We start from the raw sequence: 21,187 nt of genomic DNA, 5'->3' as shown, positions 1-21,187 counted from the left end.
AGGGCCCCGCACACCCTGGGGTGCGCGGGGCCCTTCGGTCGCCTGTGGTGCAGGCAGGTCTAGACCGTCAATTACTTGAGGATCTTGGTGACCTGGCCGGCGCCGACGGTGCGGCCACCCTCACGGATGGCGAACTTCAGGCCCTCCTCCATGGCGATCGGCTGGATCAGCACGACCGTCATGGCGGTGTTGTCGCCCGGCATGACCATCTCGGTGCCCTCGGGGAGGGTCACGACGCCGGTCACGTCCGTGGTACGGAAGTAGAACTGCGGGCGGTAGTTGTTGAAGAAGGGGGTGTGACGGCCACCCTCGTCCTTCGACAGGATGTAGGACTGGGCCTCGAAGTCGGTGTGCGGCGTGACCGAACCCGGCTTGATGATGACCTGGCCGCGCTCGACGTCCTCGCGCTTGATGCCACGGAGGAGCAGACCGACGTTCTCACCGGCCTGGCCCTCGTCGAGCAGCTTGCGGAACATCTCGATGCCGGTGACCGTGGTGGTGGTCTTGGTCTCCTTGATGCCGATGATGTCGACAGTCTCGTTGACCTTGAGGATGCCACGCTCGATACGACCGGTGACGACGGTGCCACGACCGGTGATCGTGAAGACGTCCTCGATCGGCATCAGGAACGGCAGCTCGGTGGCGCGCGCCGGGGTCGGGATGAAGTCGTCGACCGCGGCCATGAGGCCGAGGAGCTTCTCGCCCCACTCCTTGTCGCCCTCGAGCGCCTTGAGCGCCGAGACGCGCACGACCGGCAGGTCGTCGCCCGGGAAGTCGTACTCGGAGAGCAGCTCGCGGACCTCGAGCTCGACGAGCTCCAGGATCTCCTCGTCGTCCACCATGTCGGCCTTGTTCAGGGCGACGACGATGGAGGGGACGCCGACCTGGCGGGCCAGGAGCACGTGCTCCTTGGTCTGCGGCATCGGGCCGTCGGTGGCGGCGACGACGAGAATCGCACCGTCCATCTGGGCCGCACCGGTGATCATGTTCTTGATGTAGTCCGCGTGACCGGGGCAGTCAACGTGGGCGTAGTGACGCGCCTCGGTCTGGTACTCGACGTGCGCGATCGAGATGGTGATACCGCGCTGCCGCTCCTCCGGCGCCTTGTCGATCTGGTCGAACGGCGTGAAGGGGTTGATGTCGGGGTACGCGTCGTGCAGCACCTTGGTGATGGCCGCGGTAAGGGTCGTCTTACCGTGGTCAATGTGACCGATGGTGCCGATGTTGACGTGGGGCTTCGTCCGCTCGAACTTCGCCTTCGCCACTGCAGTCCTCCTGAGGACAGTTCTGTACGCCGTACGACGTCAGTTGGTCTTTGATCGGGTTTGGTACGGGGCGCTGGGTTGCGCTCCATGCCGTCCCGCGGATGTGGGGCCGGAGGCACGGCGGGATCGGATCTGTCCGATCCCGCCGGGAATGCCTCCTAATAGCCTAAGGGGTCGCGAACATCCCGATATTCGGGACGTTACTCGCCCTTGGCCTTGGCGATGATGTCGTCCGCCACGTTCCGCGGAACCTCGGCGTACGAGTCGAACTGCATCGAGTAGCTTGCGCGACCAGAGGTCTTGCTGCGCAGGTCACCGACGTAGCCGAACATCTCGGAGAGAGGCACCAGCGCCGCAACGACGCGGGCACCGTGACGCTCTTCCATGGACTTCATCTGGCCACGGCGAGAGTTGATGTCGCCGATCACGTCGCCCAGGTAGTCCTCGGGCGTGGTGACCTCGACGGCCATCATGGGCTCCAGCAGGGCCGGACCGGCCTTGCGGGCGCCTTCCTTGAAGGCCATCGAACCGGCGATCTTGAACGCCAGCTCGGAGGAGTCGACGTCGTGCGAGGCACCGTCGAGCAGCGTCACGCGGACACCCTGGAGCGGGTAGCCGGCGAGGACACCGAACTCCATGGCCTCCTGGCAACCGGCGTCGACCGAGGGGATGTACTCCTTCGGAACGCGGCCACCGGTGACCTTGTTCACGAACTCGTAGCCCTCGCCGGACTCGATCGGCTCGATCGCGATCTGGATCTTCGCGAACTGGCCGGAGCCACCGGTCTGCTTCTTGTGCGTGTAGTCGATACGCTCGACGGCCTTGCGGATCGTCTCACGGTACGCGACCTGCGGCTTGCCGACGTTGGCCTCGACCTTGAACTCACGCTTCATACGGTCGACCAGCACCTCGAGGTGCAGCTCGCCCATACCCGCGATGATGGTCTGGCCGGTCTCCTCGTCGGTGTTGACCTGGAAGGACGGGTCCTCCTCGGCCAGCCGCTGGATCGCGGTGCCCAGACGCTCCTGGTCGCCCTTCGACTTCGGCTCGATCGCGACGCGAATGACCGGGGCCGGGAAGTCCATGGACTCCAGGATGACCGGGTGCTTCTCGTCGGACAGGGTCTCGCCGGTGGTGGTCTGCTTGAGACCCATGACGGCGACGATGTCGCCGGCGCCCACCGAGTCGATCTCCTCACGCTTGTTCGCGTGCATGCGGTAGATCTTGCCGATGCGCTCCTTGCGGCCCTTCACCGCGTTGAGGACGGCGGTGCCGGCCTCAAGGCGCCCGGAGTAGATCCGGACGAAGGTGAGCTTGCCGAGGTGCGGGTCGGACATGATCTTGAACGCGAGCGCGGCGAGCGGCTCGTCGTCCGAGGCCTTGCGGGAGATCTTGACCGTGTCGTCGCCGGGCTTGGTGCCCTCGATGGACTCGATGTCCAGCGGCGACGGCAGGTACTTGACGACCGCGTCGAGCAGGGGCTGAACGCCCTTGTTCTTGAACGCGGTGCCACAGAAGATCGGCGTGAAGTCCGAGTTCAGCGTGCCCTTGCGGATCGCGGCGACCAGCAGCTCCTCGGGGACGTCCTCGCCCTCCATGGCGAGTTCCATCACCTCGTCACTGACGTTCGACACGGTGTCCAGCAGCGCCTCGCGGTACTCGTCCGCCTGCTCCTGCAGGTCGGCCGGGATGTCGACGATGTCGTACATCTCGCCCTTGGCGGCCTCGGCCGACCAGACCAGCGCCTTCATGCGGACCAGGTCCACAACGCCGGCGAAGTCGCCCTCGGCACCGATCGGGAGCTGCATCACCAGCGGGGTGGCGCCGAGGCGGTCCACGATGGTGTCGACGCAGAAGAAGAAGTTCGCGCCCGTGCGGTCCAGCTTGTTGATGAAGCAGATGCGCGGGACGCCGTAGCGGTCGGCCTGCCGCCACACGGTCTCGGACTGGGGCTCGACACCGGCGACACCGTCGAACACCGTGACGGCGCCGTCGAGGACGCGGAGCGAACGCTCCACCTCGACGGTGAAGTCGACGTGGCCCGGGGTGTCGATGATGTTGATCGTGTTGGCGACATCGTCGACGGTCCAGTGACAGGTCGTCGCGGCCGACGTGATCGTGATGCCGCGCTCCTGCTCCTGCTCCATCCAGTCCATGGTGGCAGCGCCATCGTGGACCTCACCGATCTTGTACGACACACCGGTGTAGAACAGGATCCGCTCGGTGGTGGTGGTCTTGCCCGCGTCGATGTGCGCCATGATCCCGATGTTGCGGACCCTGGCAAGGTCAAGGGAGGTTGCAGCCATGGTGGCTCGTTCTCTCTCTGTCTAGTGACGGGGTTAGGACTACCAGCGGTAGTGCGCGAAGGCCTTGTTGGACTCGGCCATCTTGTGGGTGTCCTCGCGACGCTTCACGGAAGCGCCCAGGCCGTTGCTGGCGTCGAGGATCTCGTTCATGAGGCGCTCGGTCATGGTCTTCTCGCGACGGGCGCGGGAGTAACCGACCATCCAGCGCAGCGCCAGGGTGGCGGCGCGGCCCGGACGGACCTCGACCGGAACCTGGTACGTCGCGCCACCGACACGGCGGGACTTGACCTCAAGCGCCGGCTTGACGTTCTCAAGCGCGCGCTTCAGGGTGACGACGGGGTCGGCGCCGGTCTTCTCACGAACGCCCTCAAGGGCGCCGTAGACGATCCGCTCGGCGGTGGAGCGCTTGCCGTGCAGCAGGATCTTGTTGACCAGCGACGTCACGACAGGGGAGCCGTAAACCGGGTCAATGATGACCGGGCGCTTCGGGGCGGGGCCCTTACGAGGCATTCTTACTTCTCCTTCTTGGCGCCGTAGCGGCTGCGGGCCTGCTTGCGGTTCTTGACACCCTGGGTGTCGAGCGAGCCGCGGATGATCTTGTAACGCACACCCGGCAGGTCCTTCACACGACCGCCACGCACGAGCACGATGGAGTGCTCCTGCAGGTTGTGGCCCTCGCCCGGAATGTAAGCGGTGACCTCGATCCCGCTGGTGAGGCGCACACGGGCGACCTTACGGAGAGCCGAGTTCGGCTTCTTCGGGGTGGTCGTGTACACACGCGTGCAAACACCACGACGCTGGGGCGAGCCCTTGAGCGCGGGAGTCTTGTTCTTCTCGACCTTGTCCTGCCGGCCCTTTCGGACCAGCTGCTGGATCGTAGGCACCGTTTCTCCGTTTTCTGTGTGCCATCGCTTGGTAGATCTAACCTGCGGTGTTCCCAACCCACACGGCCCCGTGGTCGACCCACGCGGTCGGGTGTGTTGGGCTTCTTCCGGCCCACCCGCCCCGGCTTCGCAGCCGACGCGGACAGTGGAGGAATCGCGGAATCCCATGAGCTGATGTGCAGCGACGGCGCTCGCGCGCGCGAGGCGCTGGAGAGCGCTTCGTTGTGGCGCGGCGGCCGGTGTGCTTGCACGCACAAGGACCCGGGGACACCCCAGGCACAAGGTCAGAGCGTACCTAGCGCATCGGGCTCGGTCAAAACAAATGCAACGCCGCAGGTCGTGGCCGTCCGTGTGGTCCCCGTCCGCGGCGGGGAGCCACACATCCGCCCTATCACAGATCGCCGCGGCACGCATGCCGCCGGCACCCGGACGGCCCCGGGTGACCAGGGTCTCAGGCGTCGGCCGGGATCGCCTGCGGGCCGCGCCGGTGCGTTCCGGTTCCCCGCCCGCTCCCGTCGGGTGCGTCCCCCTCCTCCGCCGGCACTGCGCCGGGGAGCGTCTCGCGGTCCTTCGACAGCGCCACCACCAGAGCGGCCAGCAGCAGCGCGGCCAGGGTGTAGAGCCCCACCCACGCCGGCCAGCCGCCGGGCGGGGCCCACTTCGCCGGGCTGAGCAGCAGCGGACCGCGCTCGCCGACGGCGTTGCGGCGCAGGGCCCAGACGAACGCCGCCGCGTTCACCACCGCGAGCGAGAAGGCCGACAGCGTCACCAGCCGGCGCCACGGCACCCCCACCCGGGGGGAGCGCTTCGCGCAGACCGCGGCCGCCATCAGCGGCAGGCCGACCCCGAACGGGAGCAGGTAGCGCCCCTGCCAGACCATCCCGAGGTCGGACTGCGCGGCCTGGGCCGCCACCGGGATGACCACGAGGCCCGCGGTCGCCCCCAGCAGCGCCACCGCGTCGCGCACCCGGGCGAAGCAGAGCGCCAGCAGGACCAGCATCACCACGACGGCGCACCAGACCAGCACGGTCGCGGCCGGCGGCGCGGCGTCGAGCCAGCCGAAGAAGCCGACCATCTGCTTGAAGTACACCAGTGAGTTGTCGAAGGTTCGCCGAGCCGCCAGCAGCGGGGTCAGCGTGCCCTGCACCTTGATGACGGAGTTGTCCGGGTGGGCCCGCTGCCAGAGCAGCGCGCCGGCCACCGCGGCCACCGTGCACAGCCCCCAGAGCCAGGCCGACCTGCGCCGCAGCACCGCGCGCAGGGCCGAGCGCTCCTGCAGCAGCAGACCGGCCGCCAGCGCCGCGGCGAACCAGATGACGCCCAGCGGGCGGATGTTGATCAGGACCACCGCGCCGATGCCCAGCCGGGCCAGCCTGCGGGTCAGCAGGCGGGGATCCGGCGCCATCAGCACCGGCAGCACGGTGCTCCACACCAGGATCCCGGCGGCGATCTCGGGGCCGCTCGGGTTGACCACCCCGAACATGAACAGGGCCATCGGGGTGGCCGAGACCACCACCGCGAGCAGCGGGACGGAACGGCGGCGCCACTCCGCGGCCGACAGCACCGCGCTGGCCACCAGGGCGGCGCAGATCAGCGCCGACATCAGGCGCATCAGGTACAGGCCCGGCACGCCGGGGACCACCAGGCTCGGCCAGCCGACCGCGAGGTAGTACGCCGGGTTGTAGCGGCCCGCCGCGGTGGTCACCTGGGTGGTCTCCTGCGAGTGCCCCAGCGCGGGCGCGCAGGAGGCCGGCTTCTCCGGGTTGAAGACGTAGCAGGCGTTGACGTCCTTCAGGTCCTGGTACCACCGGGGCAGCTGAACGCCCGTCTCGGCGAAGTCGCCCTCGATGCCGCCGACCACGTGCGGGACCATCACCTCGCGGCCGTCGATCTGGCCGCGGGCCACCGCGGCGGCCCGGATGAAGTGCGCGTGCTCGTCGGGCGAGGCACCGATCGGCGTGGAGACGGACCAGGCCGCCCCCAGCGCGAAGAAGATCACGAAGGACACCGCCCACAGCCGTCTCGGCGTCCTGACGAGCCGGTCGGCGAGTCGCTTCATGCTGTTCGTCATCTGGCGCTGGCCCTCTGCGGGAGTCGGGTGGTCACGACGGGTGCGGGCGGACGGTGGTCCGGCCCGGGCCCTACTGGATCATGTGGAGCCAGGACTGGTCGCCGTCCTTGGAGCACGTACCGCCGGGGGCGAACTTCGGGCAGGAGCCGTCCAGCTTCTGCACCGTGTGCGACACCCAGGGGAGGATCCGGTAGGAGTTCTCCTTGGCCGGCATGTAACGGTCGGCCATCGAGGAGGAGACCGTACCGAAGAGGAAGAGCAGAGCGAACAACGCGCCGATCACGGCCGCCCTCGGATTCGGGAAACCGCCGCCGGTGGACGCCTCCCCCGCCGCCGGCCCGCCGCCGGCCGTGCGGCGCTCCGCCAGCCGCAGCGAGACCAGGTGGGCCACCAGGGCGCCGAGGATCAGTCCGCAGTAGAGCAGCTGGTTGTTGGTGCGGGTGTAGAGCTGAACGGTCTGGGTCTCGTACATGTGCGAGGCGATGTACATCCGCATCACCCAGGCGCTGGCGAACATGCAGCAGATGGTCACCACCAGCGGCTTGCGTATGCCGAGCCACAGGGCCACGCCCACGCAGACGAACATCACGACCGCGAACAGGTCCATCCCGCCGAACTCGCCCGGCAGCGGCCACTCCGTGACCTTGCCCGGCATGTCGGTGCGCCACATCAGGAAGTAGGCCGGATCGGTGAAGTTGTCGAAGCGGAAGTTGTAGTCCTTGGTGTCCTGGCCGACCGTCAGCATGGTGTGGAGGTAGGAGCCCGCCACGGCGGCGAAGGCCGCGGCCGTGACGCCGACGAAGGCCAGGCCGCGGAGCCGGCCGGTGCGCCAGGGGAAGTACACCAGGGCCGCGACCACCACCCCCGCCGCGCTCCACAGGAACCAGCCGGAGTAGGTGAGGAACAACGCGCCGAGCAGGACGCCGAACCCGGCGGCCTTGAGCAGCAGTGAGGGCCAGGACGACGTCCCGCTCCGCTTCAGCTGGACCACCATCGCGACCAGCACCGGCACCAGCAGGACCAGGACGGTCTGGCTGTAGGGCTTGTAGGCGTCGATCAGCGCGAAGGCGGGCAGGACCCCGAAGGCGAGCGCGCGCACCGGGCTGAGCAGCATCCGCCAGGCCAGGTAGACCAGCGGGCCGAACGCGGCGGCGCCCAGGATCTGCAGGTCCTTGAAGGCATAGGCGGTGTTGCCGTCGTGGAACCACTGCGCGTAGTAGCCGAGGGTGTACAGCGGCAGCGGCGGGTAGACCGGGGAGGGCGAGGGCAGCCCGTGCGCCACGGCCTGGGCCCACTCGACGATCCGGCCGCTGTCTCCGTTCAGTCCGAACATCGGCCACGGCGTGCCGAGCAGGGCGACCACCGCTCCGGCGGCCACGAAGCCGCTGGCCAGGCCCGCCAGGCCGGCGCTGGCGAAACGCGCCGTCAGCCCGAAGAACCGGCCGCCGCGCAGCCGCATCGACACCACGACCAGACCGATCAGGACCAACCCGATCAGGGCGAATCTGAACTGGATCGCGGCCAGCCCGCTGACCTGGGCTATCCGGTCGAGCGGGTTGAGCTTGAAGCGCCGGGCCAGGGCCGGCAGCACCAGCGCGGCCGCGAAGGCCACGCCGGCCTCGGCCAGCAGGAGCAGCGGCGAGGAACGAAGAACCCGGTGCCGCCCGTGGCGGATCCGGGCCGAACCCGTCCGGACGTACGAGCCGGGCGTGCTCGTGTCCTCGATGCTGACTGTCACTGGAGTGATCCCTCGGCTGGTGGATGTCCGGCGCTGCCAGGGCACGGTGGCTCCGGCCGACGGCAGCACACGGTGTGCGCGAGGTGTGAAGGCCGGGGCAGCTGCTTCCGGAATCCTACGGCCTGCTCGTACGGTATTCGCACGGAGAAGCGGGTGCCGTCCGATCGGTTTCGATCTTCGGCGGACCGGTTCCGGAAGGCCCGCGGCTCAGGCGGACCGGTTCCGGAAGGCCCGCGGCTCAGGCGGACCGGCTCCGGAACGCCCACGGCTCAGGCGGACCGGTTCCGGAAGGCCCGCGGCTCAGGCGGACCTGGTCAGCGCCGCCAGCAGCAGGAGCAGGGACGCCGCCCAGCCGGCGATCGACAGCCAGCCGATCACCAGGCCGGCCGTGGCCATGCCGTCGCCCTCCTCCTGACTCTGCCGCAGCTGCGACTTCGCCAGATGACCGCAGACCACCGCGGGCACCGCCAGCGTGCCGACGGTCGGGATGCAGAGCAGGCCGAGCACCAGCGAGGCCATCGCCAGCCCGTTGGTCGGCCGCGCCGCCGGCACCGGCGGCGGCGGCAGGAACGTCGGCGGCACCACCGGGACGGCGCCGCCCATCGGCAGCACCATCGGCCCGGAGGGCAGGTCGGCGACGATCCGCGAGAGCTCGCCGTACGTCTGCGCCCGGTTTGCGGCGTCGAAGCGCTGCGAGTACTCCTCCGCGGAGAGCCGCCCCTCGGCGTACGCCGCCTTCAGGACGTCCACAGTCCGGTCGCGGTCGGTGTGCGCCGCGCGCATCGCCGCCTGCGGGATCGGGGCGGGCTGCCAGGGCTGGGCGTACGACTGCGGCTGCGCGTAGGGCTGCGGCTGGGCGTACGGCTGGGGTGGTGCGTAGGGCTGGGGTGGCATCTGCGACGGGGTTTTCCCGTACCCGGAGCCCTGCTGACCCCACGGCTGTACGGCCATCCGGCCACCTCCCGACACCCCGGCACGCAGCGCGCGCTCGCTGTTCTCATAGTGCAGGACGAAGGACGGCTCCGAGTAGTTGCGGGTTTCACCGACCGGTGTACGGCACGCGGCACTCGCCCGTTCGGCCCAGCGGCGCCGGCCGCGCACCGCCGGCGGTCCGGCCGCCCGGGGTGCCCGCCCGGCCTCCGGCGTCGTCCACAGCCTGTGGACACTCCGCGCGGACCGGCAGCCGGGCCCGGCGGGGACGCGTGTTCGGCCCCGGGGCGTCCGGCTCCGGCCTGTGATCCCCGTCCGCGCGGCCGGGCCGGGGCGCGCGCTCCGGCATCATGGCAGGAGGGCGGACCGCCCCGGACACCGAACGCGATGAAGGCAGACACCACCGTGGGCAAGCGCAGGCAGCACCAGGACTCCGGGCCCGACCAGGCCGTCGGCGGGCTGCTGGAGCAGGCGGTGCACCGGGTGGTGGCGGCCCCCGCCGAGGGACTGGACCTCGCGCTGGACACCGGGGCCTCGCTGCTGGCCGCCGCCCCCGCGCAGTGGCCGGCCGTCAGCCGGGCCCTGCTGGCGTACGCCGACACCGCCGTGGGCCGGTGCTGGAGCACCGGGTGGCGGCCGGCCGACCTGGTCCGGGTGGTGCGCCGGGAGCTCAAGCCCGTCCATCTGGCCCTCGCGGTGGACCTGATCGCCGCCGAGGGGCGCCGGCACCCGGCGGCGGCCCTCGACCGGCGCTGGCACGAGCAGTTGCGTGAGCTGGCCGTCGAGACGTGGTGGGCGGGGGACGAGACGTACCTCACCGGCTTCGCCGAGCGGCACCGGCTGGACCGCTTCGCGCTGGCCACCGCCGTCCTGGAGCTGCTGCGGACCTGGGGGCACCTGCCGCCGGTCCAGCCGGTCGGGCCCGTCCCGGGGCAGGCGCCCCGGTTCGAGCGGCCGAGCGGGCCGGTCACCGGCGAGCCCCGGATGCTGTCGCGGATCCGGGCGCTGCTGGCCAAGGCCGAGTCGACCGAGTACCCCGAGGAGGCCGAGGCGCTGACCGCCAAGGCCCAGCAGCTGATGGCCCAGCACAGCATCGACGAGGCCCTGCTCGCCGTCACCGCCACCGGCGCGAACACCCCGGCGGCGCTGCGGATCGGCGTGGACAGCCCGTACGAGGTGCCGAAGACGATGCTGCTGGACGCCGTGGCCGCCGCCAACCGCTGCCGGGTGGTGTGGGCGAAGGAGTTCGGTTTCTGCACGATCGTCGGCTTCGACGCCGACCTCGACGGCGTGGAGCTGCTCTACACCTCGCTGCTGGTGCAGGCCACCGCCGCGATGCACCGGGCCGGCAGCCGCCAGCACCTGGACGGCGCCTCGCGCACCAAGGCGTTCCGGCAGTCGTTCCTGGTCGCGTACGCTGCCCGGATCAGGGAGCGGCTGACCGCCGCCACCGAGCAGGCCACCGAGGACGCCGCCGCCGGGCGGCACCTGCGCGAGGACGGCACGGCGGAGCAACTCGTCCCCGACGAGCGGCTGCTGCCCGCCCTGGCCGCCCGCGAGGCGGCGGTCGACGCCACCATCGGACGGATGTTCCCGAAGCTGACGTCGCAACGGGTCCGGGTGAGCGACGGCGAGGGCTGGGCGGCCGGCCGGGCCGCCGCCGACCGGGCCGCACTGCACGGGCGGACCGGCGAGATCCGGCGCTGAGAGACGGGCGGCCCCGGACCGGGGCCGGGACAGAGGGGGACGGCGGCAGTGATCCAGTACGCGGACCGGGTGCGGGGCGCCCTGCTGGGCGGTGCGGTGGGCGACGCCCTCGGCTGGCCGGTGGAGTTCCTGCACCTGGACGACATCCGGCAGCAGTACGGCGCGGAGGGTGTGACCGGCCGGGTGAACCGACGGCACTGGGAGGTCACCGACGACACCCAGATGACGCTGTTCACCGCGGAGGGACTGATCCGGGGGTTCGTCCGGGGCTGGTCCGGCAACGGCGGCTCGGTGCCGGAGGCCGTCCACGCGGCCTATCAGCGCTGGATGCTGACCCAGGAACAGGACGCACCCGACCTGCTGCCCGGACAGGACCCCTACGACGGATGGCTGCTGCGGCAGGAGTTCCTGTACGCGCGGCGGGCGCCCGGCAACGCCTGCATGACCGGGGTCGCGCAGCACCGGGCGTTCGAGGCGCCCTCGGCGTTCGGGCGGCCCGGGCCCATCAACGCGCACTCCAAGGGCTGCGGGACGGTGATGCGCTCGGCGCCGTTCGGGCTGGCCCGGCTCGGGGTGGAGCAGGCCTTCGGGCTGGCCGCGCAGTGCGCGCAGCTCACCCACGGGCACCCGACCGGCTACCTGGCGGCGGGCGCCTTCGCCGCGCTGGTCGAACGGGTGACGGCCGGGGAGCAGCTGCGGAGCGCCGTCGAGGAGACCATCGAACAGACCGCCGCCTGGCCCCGGAGCGAGGAGACGGTCAAGGCGCTCCGGCGGGCCGTGCTGATCGCCGACCAGGGTGAGCCCTGCGCCGAATGGGTGGAGCGGGTCGGCCTCGGCTGGATCGCCGAGGAGTGCCTGGCCATCGCGGTGTACTGCGCACTCGCGGGTGGCACCGGGCCGGACGGGGCCCGGCGGGCGCTGCTGCTCGCGGTGAACCACTCCGGCGACAGCGACTCCACCGGCGCGGTGTGCGGCAACCTGGTCGGCGCGCTGCACGGGGCGGGTGCGCTGCCGGCCGCCTGGACGAACGAGGTCGAGGGCCGCGAGGTCCTGATCCGGACGGCGGACGACCTGGTGGTGCTGTTCGGCAGCCGGGAGCCCGCCCACCCGGTGCTCGGCGACCGCTACCCCGTGGCGGGGTAGCGGGTACCGAGGCCCGGCACGGGCGGGGCTCAGTGCGCGGGGGCGCCGGGGAGCGCCGCCAGGGCGGCTCCCGCGCCGGCGTGGTCCGGGTCCAGGCGCAGGGCGCGGCCGAACGCGGCGGCGGCGCGGGCCGGGTCGCCGAGCGCGGCCTCGGCCTTGCCCAGCACCACCCAGGCCACCACCAGTCCCGGCTCCAGCCGGACCGCCTGTTCCAGTTCGACGACGGCGTCCCGGTAGGCCCCGGCGCGGGCCAGCCGCAGACCCTCGTTGTAGCAGAGCCGCCCGCGCAGCCGCAGGTGCACCGGCGGGGCGAGGTCCTCCTGACAGCCGGGACAGCGCAGCGTGTCCTGCGCGGGGACGAGCCGGCAGAGCGGGCACTGCGCACCCTCCTGCGGCCGGGACGGGGGGCCGGAGCGCGAGGGCAGAGCGCCGGGGCTCGCCGATCCGGAGGGCAGTGCGCCGGAGGTCGCCGATTCGGGGCTCGCCGATCCGGAGGCGGAGGGCAGTGCGCCGGGGCTCGCCGGTCCGGGGCGCGCCGGTTCGGGGGCCGTGGTCGCGGTGGGGGCGGGCTGGGCGGGCTGGGCGGGCAGGGCAGGCAGGGTCATCGCGGGCCCGCCTTCTCGGGCCGCACCGGGCCGCTCGGCACCGAGTCGTGGTGGTCGTCGATGTCATGCCCGGCGAGCGCGTAGCACTCCACCAGGCCGGCCATCCCCGCGTTCACCAGCGCGGCCGCGCGGAGCACCAGCAGGAGGACGAGAAGTACCGCCATCACCGCGTCCGGGCGTACGGACGCCCCTCCGTCGCACTCAACGGACCCCCCTCAAAAGGTGCCGCTTCAGCCTCCGCGGCCCGGTCCGGCCGCCCGGATCGTTCACCTTTCGCGGAAGTCGGGACACCAGGGAAGCATCTTGTCGGGCAATCGTCCAGAGTGGAGATCCCTTCGGGGGATCACTCCAAGTTCCTTGATATCGAACAGCTTTGTCGATCAGTCATATTCTCACTGGTCAGCACTCCGATCGAGTCCGGCCCGGGGAGTGTGCGACCGGCACGGCCGCCCGGCGGAGCCCAGGTCGCATCTGGGTGTCGTCGGTGACCAGCGCCCTCTGCGGCAGCGGGAGTCCACGCCAGTCGGGCCAGTCGGCCGCGATCCGCTCGACCGGCTGGAACTCGGTCGGCCTGCCGATCGCGTCACCGATGGCCAGGCCGAGCAGCGCCCCCGTCGCGGTCTTCCTCAACGCGCTGCCTCCCTCTGCCCACCGTCCGGGACCGCCCCGCACTACACCTCGACCAGCAGCTCCTTGAGCCCCCGGATGACATAGCCCGGCTGCCACACCGGTTCGCGCACCAGGCGCAGCCCGGGCGCCCGGCGCAGCAGCGCGCCGTACGACTCGCCGAGCTCCAGTCTGGCGAGCGGAGCGCCCAGACAGAAATGGATTCCGGCGCCGAAGGTGAGGTGCGGGTTGTCGGCGCGCGCCAGGTCGAGGCGGGCGGGGTCGGCGAAGCGGGCCGGGTCGCGGTTGGCGGAGCCGAAGAGCAGGGCCACCTCCGAGCCGCGCGGGATCCGCACGCCCGCCACCTCGACGTCCTCCAGTACCCAGCGCTCGAACATCTGCAGCGGGGTGTCGTAGCGCATCAGCTCCTCGACGGCGGTCGGCAGCAGTTCGTCCACCAAGGCGCGCAGCAGGGCGAGCTGGTCCGGGTTGCGGAACAGTGCCCACCAGCCGTTGCCGGTCGTGTTGACGGTCGCCTCGTGGCCGGCGTTGAGCAGCAGCACGCAGGTGGAGACCATCTCCTGCTCGCTGAGCGCGTCGTCGCCCTCCTGGGCCCGGATCAGCGCGCTGATCAGGTCGGCGCCGGGCCGGGTGCGGCGCTCGCGGATCAGCTCGCGCAGGTAGTCCGAGAACTCGGTGCTGGCGGTGACCGCCCGGCGGGCGGTCTCCTCGCTCGGACTGAGCTCGAACATGCCGGTGATGGCGGCGGACCAGGGCCGCAGCAGCCCGCGATCGGACTCCGGAACGCCGAGCATCTCGGCGATCACCGCGACCGGCAGCGGCTCGGCGACGGCGGCGATCAGATCGCCGCCGCCGTCCGCGAGCAGCGCGCCGACCAGGTCACCGGCGAGCCGGGCGACCGCCGGGCGCAGCTCCTCCACCCGGCGCGGGGTGAAGGCCTTGGAGACCAGCCGCCGGATCCGGGTGTGGTCGGGCGCCTCAAGATCGAGCAGCCCGTGGTCGTTGAGGGTGTGGAACGGCTCGTGCGCCGGATCGGGCGCGGGCCGCCCGAACTCCTCGTGGGAGTAGCGGTGGGTGTAGGTACGACCGAGGCGGCGATCCCGCAGCAGGGCGGCGACGTCCTGGTGCCGGGCGACCAGCCACTGCCCGGTGGGCTCGTGGAAACTCACCGGCGCGTGCTCGCGCAGTTCGGCGTACGCGTCGTACGGGTGCGCCACGAACTCCGCCGACCAGGGGTCGAACTTCGCCGCCATCGGTCACTCTCCACGTTCGACGGGCTGGTGGGTGGTCAATGGTAGGCAGGTCCCGCCGGGAGGTCAGAGCTTGGGCCGGCTGAGCCGGATGCGCCCCCGGGGAGCACGGCCGTCGAACATGCGCTCGTCCACCGGGCGGACGGGAGGCGTGACGGCGGAGCCCAGCGCGATGGTGTCGCGTCCGCCGAGGGCCAGCAACCAGGCGGTCAGGTCCGGCCTGGTGCCGTACGGTCCGTCGGCCTGGGCCCAGGTACGGCGTACCGCGGCGAGGCGGCGCTCGGTCAGCACCCCGGGGAGCGGATCGAGGGACCGGTCCGGGGAGCGGATCGAGGGACCGGTCCGGGGTGAGGTACGGATCCTGGGCCAGTGCCCTGCCGATGATCAGGGCCGACTTGTAGCGGTCGCTGTCCGTACCGGCCGGCTGGCCCGGCAGGGCGTGCGGGTCCGCCCAGTAGGGCGTGTCGGTCTGGTCCAGGACGGGCAGCGCCCCGGAGCGCCGGGCGCCGTCGCAGTCGATGAGGTAGACGGCGGGCTCCGGCACGACCGACCAGAGGATGTTGGCATGCGAGAGGTCCCCGAACACCAGCCCCCAACGGTGCAGCCGATCCACCACCGCGGCCAGCTCCAGGAGGAGTTCCAGCCGCTGGGCCGGCGAGGGGCGGACCACCCCTCGGGTCGCCGGCCTCTCCGCGTAGAACAGGTGCTGGAGTTCGGTGAGCTTCCGGCTGCCGGAGGCCGGCTGCCAGCGCATCGCCTCGGGTGCCTCCTGCATCAGGAAGCCCTTGCACCGGCCGGCGTCGACCACCCTGCAGAGCGGCCAGGCCGCCTGGGCGTCCAGGCGCTCGCGCTCCGCCGACGGCAGGTCGTGGCGCAGCCGGACGAGTTCGGTGAGGGCGGCGCCGTTCACCTTGTCCGGCTGCAGATAGCGCTTGAACAGCAGCCCCGGGTACCCGGCGATCCGGTGGATCATCCCCTGGCCGCCCCGGCCCGCCTCCCCCGCCTGGAGCAGGTGGGCCTCGTCGACGTCACGGCCGTCCGCCACGGCCAGGTCGATCCCGGACGCGCCCGCCGTCATCAGGGTCCCTCCCACAGGCAGACGACCGTGCGGTCGTCGTCGTAACTGCGCGCCCTGACCTGGGTCTGCCAGAGGAACTCGGCGAGACCGGGGACGGTCGTCTCGCCCCACTGTCCGGCGAGGCGGGACCTCATCTCGGGCTCACCCGCGAGCGGCAGCGAGAAGCCGTCGGTGGAGAGCACCAGGACGTCGCCGGGCAGCCCGTCGGTGATCAGGCGCGCGTGGGCGTGCTGGTAGGGCCCGGGCAGGCAGTCCGTCGCGCTGTCCAGCATCCCGCCGTCCTCGGACACCCGTCGAGCGAGGTCCACCCGCCGTCACGCAGCCGCGAAAGCCCGCCGTCGCCGACGGAGACGAAGCCGCGCACGCAGACGCCGGGATCGACGGGGACGAGCAGCGCCCGCATCGTGGTCGCGAACTCCTTGAGTGCGACGGCCGGCGAGACCCCGGCGGCTCACCCCCGTCCCAGCAGCCGCTCCACCAGCGCCGGTAGCGCCGTGCCGATCGGCTCCCGGATCACCTCGTCCGCCACCGGGTCGTACGGCGTCGATTCGGCGTTCATCACGATCAACCGGGCGCCGCCGTCCAGCGCCAGCTGCGCCAGCCCGGCCGCCGGGTACACCTGGAGGGTGGTGCCGATCGCGACGAACAGGTCGCAGGCCTTGGCGATGGCCCCGGCCTGCTCCAGCACCACCGGGTCGAGCGCCTCGCCGAACATCACCGTCGCGGGCTTGAGGATGCCGCCGCAGGCCCGGCACGGCGGATCGGGCTCCCCCGCCTCGACCCGGGCGAGGGCTTCGGCCATCGGGCCGCGCACGCGACAGCCCAGGCACTGCACCTCCCGGGCGGTGCCGTGCAGTTCGAGCACCTTGCGGGCCGGGAAGCCGGCCCGCTGGTGCAGGCCGTCGACGTTCTGGGTGAGGACCCGCACCGGCAGGCCGGCCCGCTCCAGCTCGACGAGGGCGAGGTGTCCGGCGTTGGGCTCGGCCGTCAGCGCGCCGACGTCGCGGCGCAGCAGCCAGGCCCGGCGGCGGACGTCCGGGTCGGCGCGGTAGGGGCCGATGGTGACCAGCTGCTGGGCGTCGGGGTCGCGCCGCCAGACGCCGTTCGGGCCCCGGTAGTCGGGGATGCCGGAGTCGGTGGAGATGCCGGCCCCGGTCAGGACGGCGGTCAGGGGGCGCTTCGCGTTCATGCCCGGACCGTACGCGGCCGCTCCCGCAGCCCGCCACCGTAAAACCGGGTGCGGCGCCGGACGCCCCGCCGCAGACTTGGCGGGTCGTCACCCCCCTCGAAGGAGCCCCGTGCAGGGTGCAGTCACCGTCTCGCCGTCCCAGGTCCCCGAGCTGCTGTCGGCGACATGCCCGACGGCCTGCTGCACGACCCGCAGCTGAGGGGCCTGTCGGCCGAGGAGGTGTACGACCGGATCGCCCGCGACCAGCGCCGCGTCCGCCGGCTCGCCGCCCTGGCCGGCAAGGGCCTGCCCGACATCCTCGGTGAGCCGCTCGACCACGGCCGACGCGACTACGCCGACCTGGACGACTCCTACCGGCGCGGCCTCCGGCAGGGCTTCGACCTGCACCAGCGCGAGCGCGGGCCGCTGCCGGCCGGGCTGGTCGAGGAGATCCGCGCACTGGCCCACCCGCCACTGCCCTGGGACGCGCAACCGGCCCGCTGGTTCGACGAGTTCGTCCCCTCCCCGCAGGCCGTCCGGAGCCACGCCCGGCCGTCCCGGCGGCAGGCCTCCGCTCCGGAGATCCCGCGCGCGCCGGCCGCTACCACCCGCCGCAGGAGCTGGCCCGCTGCACCTTCGGCGTGCTGCTGGACACCTCCGGCTCGATGAGCCGGCCCGTGCTCGGCAAGGCCCTCGGCGCCATCGCCTCGTACGCCGCCGCCCGCGACGTCACGGCGGCCCGGGTGGTGTTCTGCGACGCCGCCCCGCACGATGCCGGGTACCTCCCGGTCGCCGAGATCGCCTGCCGGGTCCGGGTCCGCGGGCGCGGCGGCACCGTCCTGCAGCCCGGCATCGACCTGCTGGAGCGCGCCGAGGACTTCCCGCCGGGGGCTCCCGTCCTGCTGATCACCGACGGCGAGTGCGACGTCCTGCGGGTGCGCCGCGAGCACGCCTACCTTCTCCCGCCCGGTGCCGGACTGCCCTTCACCCCCAGGGGTCCGGTCTTCCGGATGCGCTGAGCCGCCCCGGTCCGGTCGGCTACCGTGGGGCCGTGACCAGCGCCGACGCCCTGATGACCTGGCTGACCTCCCGGACGCCCGAGCAGTTGACCGAGCTGCTCGAACAGCGGCTGCTGCCCTACCAGGGCGCCCCCGGCCTGGACGACCCGGCCCGGCTGGCCGAGCAACTGCTGGGCAACGGCTCGGTGGCCCTCGCCCTCAACGAGCTGGACACGGCCGGGATCCAGGTGCTCGCCGCGATCGCGATCCTCGCCGAACGCCTGCACGGCCCCGCCCCCGCGCCGTCCGCCGTGCCCGGCCTGGCGGGCTTCACCGGCGCCCGGGCCGCGTACCGGACCGGACCGGCCGGGCCGCTCGGCCGCACTCCCGACCCCGCCGAGCGGGCCGTCCCGCGCACTCTGCTGCTCGACTCCCTCGGCGAGCGGGCCGCCCAGGAGCTCGACCGTCTCGCCGAGCTGGCCCTTCTCCTGCCGCCGCACGGCGACCGACTGGTGGTGCCCGCTCTGCTGCACCAGCAGGTGCCGGAGCTGCGCGGCCTCGGCCGACCCGCCCGTGACCTGTTGACGGAGGCGTACCGGGCAGCCGAGATCCACCGGGTGGCGGCCGGCCTCGAACTGCCCCCGTGCCGCACCCGCGACGACGCGCAGCAGCTGGTCGAGGAGCACCTCCAGGACCCGGCGAGGCTGCACCGCACCCTCGCCGACGCACCGCGGGAGGCCGTCGAACTGCTGGGCGCACTCGTGGCCGGCCCGCCGCGGCTGCGCACCCGCTGCTTCGTCGGCGACACCGCCGGCTACTACGGATCGGGCGGCAGGTTCCTGTTCCGCCCCGGTGGCTCGGGCGACACCGGGGCCGACTGGCTGGCCGAGCGCGCCCTCCTCGTCCCGGTCGGCCCCGAACTGGCGGAGTTGCCGGGCGAGGTGGCCACCGCGCTGCGCGACCCGCGGGAGCCGCTCGCCTACGATCCCGAACCGCCGGCCGTCGAGGGGCTGAGCGAACTGCCGGCCGGCTGGGGCGGCGAGGCGCAGGCCGCCGCCACCGCGGCCGCCTCACGGGTGGAACTGCTGCTCCGCTCGACGGCCGCACAGCCCCTGGCGGTCCGCAAGGCCGGCGGGATCGCCGTCCGGGACACCCGTCGGCTCGCCAAGGCCGTCGGCGCTCCCGAATCGCAGACCCGGCTCTGGCTGGACCTGGCCGCCAACGCGGGCCTGATCGCCCCGCACCGGGACGCCCCGCCACCCACCCGCGGCCGAAGGCCCGCCCCGCCGCAGCCCGCCCGGATGCTGCCCACCGCCCGGTACGACGGCTGGCTGACCGCCTCACCCGCCGACCGGCTGGCCCCGCTGATCGCCACCTGGGCCGTCACTCCCGAGGTGTTCAGCCACCGGCCCGACTCGGACGACACCCCCGTCGCCCTGATCGCCCCGCAGGACCGGGGCGCCGTACCGCTGCGGCGCTCGGTGCTGGAGGCACTGGCCCGGTTGCCCGAGGGGTACGGGCTGGGCCCGGTCGACGCCCTGTCCGGCCCGGTGCAGGCCGGGTTCACCGAGGCCGTCCGCTGGTTCGGGGGCGGCGCGGCCGATCCCGGGAACGCCGAGCCGGCCCGGGTCGCCGCGACGCTGCGGGAGGCCGAACTGCTGGGCGTGGTCGCGCACGGCGCGCTGACGCCGGTCGGCCGGGCGGCGCTCGCGTTGCTGCGGGCGGGCGCCGCCCGCTACTTCCCGGCCGTCCCGGGCACCGGCGTACGGCTGACCCGGTACCCGGCGCTCGCCACCGCCGTCGGCGGACTGCGCACAGCCCTCGCCGAACTGGTGCCGCCGCCGCGAACCACCGCGCGCTTCCAGGCCGATCTCACCGCCGTGGTCTCCGGCGCCGCCGCGCCCGAGCTGACGGACCTGCTCTCCTCGGTGGCCGACCGCGAGTCCGAGGGCCATGCGGTGGTCTGGCGGATCGGGCCGGCCTCCGTGCGCCGGGCGCTGGACGCCGGCTCCGACGCGGCGGAGCTGGCCACCCTGCTGACCGAGGTGTCCGAGGGCGGGCTTCCCCTTCCGCAGGCGCTGGAGTACCTGCTCAAGGACACCGCCCGCACGCACGGCCGGATGCGGGTGGTCCGCTCGGCGTGCTGCATCCGCTCGGACGACGAGGCGCTGGTGACGGAGCTGTCGAGGGCCCGCGCGCTCGGCCGGCTGGGCCTGCGCCGGATCGCCCCCACCGTACTGATCAGCACCGCCCCGCCGGAGGAGACGCTGGCGGCGCTGCGAGCGGCCGGCTACGCACCCGTCCTGGAGGCCGAGACCGGCACCACGGTGCTGGAACGTGCCCCGGAGGAGCGGGCCGAGAATCCGATGCCCTCGCTCGCGGAGGCACGCCCCTTCTACGGCCGCGGCCCGGCCACCCCGGCCGCGCTGGCCGCGGCGGTGCTCGCGGCGGGGGCGACGGGGACGATTGGCCGGACCGGCTGATCACCCCCGAGGGCGTCGGGCGGTCGCCGCGGCGGCGGAGGCGAGGCGGCCGGCCAGCGGCAGCAGGGCGGCCAGGTAGAGCGCCGCGCCGACCGACATCAGGTCGAGGTCGGCGCCCATGACGACCGTCCCCACCAGGACCAGGACCGGGCTCCAGACGCTGATCCGCCGGGCCCGGCCGGCCGCGAGGGTCACCAGCAGGGCCAGCAGGCCGACGTAGAACAGCAGCGGCCCCACCGCGTAGAACGCGGGCACCACACCGGGGTGGTTCTGGATCTGATCGAACAGCCGGATCTGCTCCGCCTTGTCGGCGGCCCGCGCCCCGACGTAGAGGTCGATCCCGGTCTGGCCGACCGCCGCCAGCAACCCGGCGAAGGCCACCCCCGCCGTCAGGTTCGCGGCGACCCGGCCCACCGGGCGGCGCGGCGCGATCATCCGGCGCAGCCCGGCGAACACCGGGGCGAACAGCAGCAGTCCGGCCAGCAGGAGGGTGTGGCCGACCAGCCAGCCGGCCCCGGGAGCCCGGGAGCCGTCGAGTAGCCGGATCCCGCCGTACAGGCCCAGCAGGACGGGGGCGGCGGCGACCGCAGCGGTGGTACGGCGGAGGTCGGTACGGGTGGTGGTGATGGTGGTGTTGTCGCTGCCGCTGTCGTTGCTACTGCTGCTGTGCCCGGTGCTCATGGTTCCGCTGGTCATGGTTCCGGTGCTCATGGTTCCGCTGGTCGTGGTTCCGCTGGTCGTGGTTCCGCTGCTCATGGCAAGTCCCTCTCGGCGTCAGTCGGTTCGACACCACAGAGCCTGCCGTTCGGCGGCCCGCCACGGATCGCCCGTACCGGCGAGCCGGCGGCCTCCCCCGCGCGGGGGAGGGTTCGCCCCCCGGGGGGGAGCACCGCGAGCCCGGAGCCCCCGGATCTCCCCCGTCTCCCGGAGCGGG

Annotated in this window: 18 protein-coding genes and 1 pseudogene; 4 read left to right on the top strand and 15 right to left on the bottom strand. The window is 72.7% G+C overall.

Annotated features, from left to right (window positions below):
• Nucleotides 1-71 precede the first annotated feature (71 nt).
• The 7 genes from tuf to OG823_RS20370 form a co-directional block, all read right to left on the bottom strand.
• Nucleotides 72-1,265, bottom strand: coding sequence for an elongation factor Tu (tuf, locus tag OG823_RS20400; RefSeq protein ID WP_371481028.1), 1,194 nt, complete (start codon nt 1,263-1,265; stop codon nt 72-74).
• 200 nt (nt 1,266-1,465) lie between these two features.
• Entirely contained in the window at nt 1,466-3,571 is a 2,106-nt protein-coding gene (gene fusA / locus OG823_RS20395; RefSeq protein WP_371481027.1) for an elongation factor G, read from the bottom strand.
• Nucleotides 3,572-3,610: 39 nt separating this feature from the next.
• Nucleotides 3,611-4,081 (bottom strand): 30S ribosomal protein S7, encoded by a 471-nt coding sequence (rpsG, locus tag OG823_RS20390; RefSeq protein WP_073924319.1) that lies wholly within the window; start codon nt 4,079-4,081, stop codon nt 3,611-3,613.
• A gap of 2 nt (nt 4,082-4,083) precedes the next feature.
• On the bottom strand, nt 4,084-4,455 hold the full coding sequence (gene rpsL, locus OG823_RS20385; protein WP_014144289.1) for a 30S ribosomal protein S12: 372 nt from the start codon (nt 4,453-4,455) through the stop codon (nt 4,084-4,086).
• Nucleotides 4,456-4,906: 451 nt separating this feature from the next.
• Entirely contained in the window at nt 4,907-6,514 is a 1,608-nt protein-coding gene (locus OG823_RS20380) for a DUF2142 domain-containing protein (RefSeq protein ID WP_371481026.1), read from the bottom strand.
• An 82-nt stretch (nt 6,515-6,596) separates the two neighbouring features.
• Complete coding sequence (locus OG823_RS20375; RefSeq protein ID WP_371481025.1) at nt 6,597-8,264, bottom strand: hypothetical protein; 1,668 nt, start codon at nt 8,262-8,264, stop codon at nt 6,597-6,599.
• A gap of 300 nt (nt 8,265-8,564) precedes the next feature.
• The gene (locus OG823_RS20370; RefSeq protein WP_371481024.1) at nt 8,565-9,215 is read right to left on the bottom strand and encodes a DUF1707 and DUF4190 domain-containing protein; all 651 of its coding nucleotides are present in this window, start codon (nt 9,213-9,215) and stop codon (nt 8,565-8,567) included.
• 366 nt (nt 9,216-9,581) lie between these two features.
• Here OG823_RS20370 and OG823_RS20365 point away from each other — a divergent pair, with 366 nt between their 5' ends.
• Entirely contained in the window at nt 9,582-10,901 is a 1,320-nt protein-coding gene (locus OG823_RS20365; RefSeq protein WP_371481023.1) for a DUF2786 domain-containing protein, read from the top strand.
• A gap of 48 nt (nt 10,902-10,949) precedes the next feature.
• The gene (locus OG823_RS20360; RefSeq protein WP_371481022.1) at nt 10,950-12,044 is read left to right on the top strand and encodes an ADP-ribosylglycohydrolase family protein; all 1,095 of its coding nucleotides are present in this window, start codon (nt 10,950-10,952) and stop codon (nt 12,042-12,044) included.
• 29 nt (nt 12,045-12,073) lie between these two features.
• Here OG823_RS20360 and OG823_RS20355 read toward each other — a convergent pair whose 3' ends face one another.
• From OG823_RS20355 to OG823_RS20325, 7 genes are all read right to left on the bottom strand, one after another.
• Nucleotides 12,074-12,649: a tetratricopeptide repeat protein gene (locus tag OG823_RS20355; RefSeq protein WP_371481021.1), complete on the bottom strand. Its 576-nt coding sequence runs from the start codon at nt 12,647-12,649 to the stop codon at nt 12,074-12,076.
• Nucleotides 12,646-12,813, bottom strand: coding sequence for a hypothetical protein (locus OG823_RS20350; RefSeq protein WP_371481020.1), 168 nt, complete (start codon nt 12,811-12,813; stop codon nt 12,646-12,648). The genes OG823_RS20355 and OG823_RS20350 overlap by 4 nt, the downstream gene beginning before the upstream one ends.
• Before the next feature lie 235 nt (nt 12,814-13,048).
• Nucleotides 13,049-13,279, bottom strand: coding sequence for an ADP-ribosylglycohydrolase family protein (locus OG823_RS20345; RefSeq protein ID WP_371481019.1), 231 nt, complete (start codon nt 13,277-13,279; stop codon nt 13,049-13,051).
• Between the two features lie 41 nt (nt 13,280-13,320).
• A complete protein-coding gene (locus tag OG823_RS20340) occupies nt 13,321-14,529 on the bottom strand; it encodes a cytochrome P450 (protein ID WP_371481018.1) in 1,209 nt (402 codons plus the stop codon).
• Nucleotides 14,530-14,592: 63 nt separating this feature from the next.
• Nucleotides 14,593-14,817: a hypothetical protein gene (locus tag OG823_RS20335; RefSeq protein WP_371481017.1), complete on the bottom strand. Its 225-nt coding sequence runs from the start codon at nt 14,815-14,817 to the stop codon at nt 14,593-14,595.
• Nucleotides 14,818-15,603: 786 nt separating this feature from the next.
• Complete coding sequence (locus tag OG823_RS20330) at nt 15,604-15,876, bottom strand: hypothetical protein (protein WP_371481016.1); 273 nt, start codon at nt 15,874-15,876, stop codon at nt 15,604-15,606.
• Between the two features lie 179 nt (nt 15,877-16,055).
• The gene (locus OG823_RS20325) at nt 16,056-16,793 is read right to left on the bottom strand and encodes an NAD-dependent deacetylase (RefSeq protein WP_371481015.1); all 738 of its coding nucleotides are present in this window, start codon (nt 16,791-16,793) and stop codon (nt 16,056-16,058) included.
• 156 nt (nt 16,794-16,949) lie between these two features.
• On the opposite strand from OG823_RS20325, the pseudogene OG823_RS20320 reads away from it, so the two are divergent.
• Nucleotides 16,950-17,791 (top strand): annotated as a pseudogene (locus OG823_RS20320) (hypothetical protein); the annotation flags it as partial.
• A gap of 32 nt (nt 17,792-17,823) precedes the next feature.
• Nucleotides 17,824-20,253: a helicase-associated domain-containing protein gene (locus OG823_RS20315; protein WP_371481014.1), complete on the top strand. Its 2,430-nt coding sequence runs from the start codon at nt 17,824-17,826 to the stop codon at nt 20,251-20,253.
• On the opposite strand, the gene OG823_RS20310 is transcribed toward OG823_RS20315, so the two are convergent.
• Nucleotides 20,254-21,009: a hypothetical protein gene (locus OG823_RS20310; RefSeq protein WP_371481013.1), complete on the bottom strand. Its 756-nt coding sequence runs from the start codon at nt 21,007-21,009 to the stop codon at nt 20,254-20,256.
• Nucleotides 21,010-21,187: the final 178 nt, after the last annotated feature.

This window comes from Kitasatospora sp. NBC_00315 (genome assembly GCF_041435095.1).
Classification (GTDB): Bacteria; Actinomycetota; Actinomycetes; order Streptomycetales; family Streptomycetaceae; genus Kitasatospora.
Note: the sequence above shows the minus strand (reverse complement) of the source record. Positions and strands in the feature narration are given on the sequence as shown.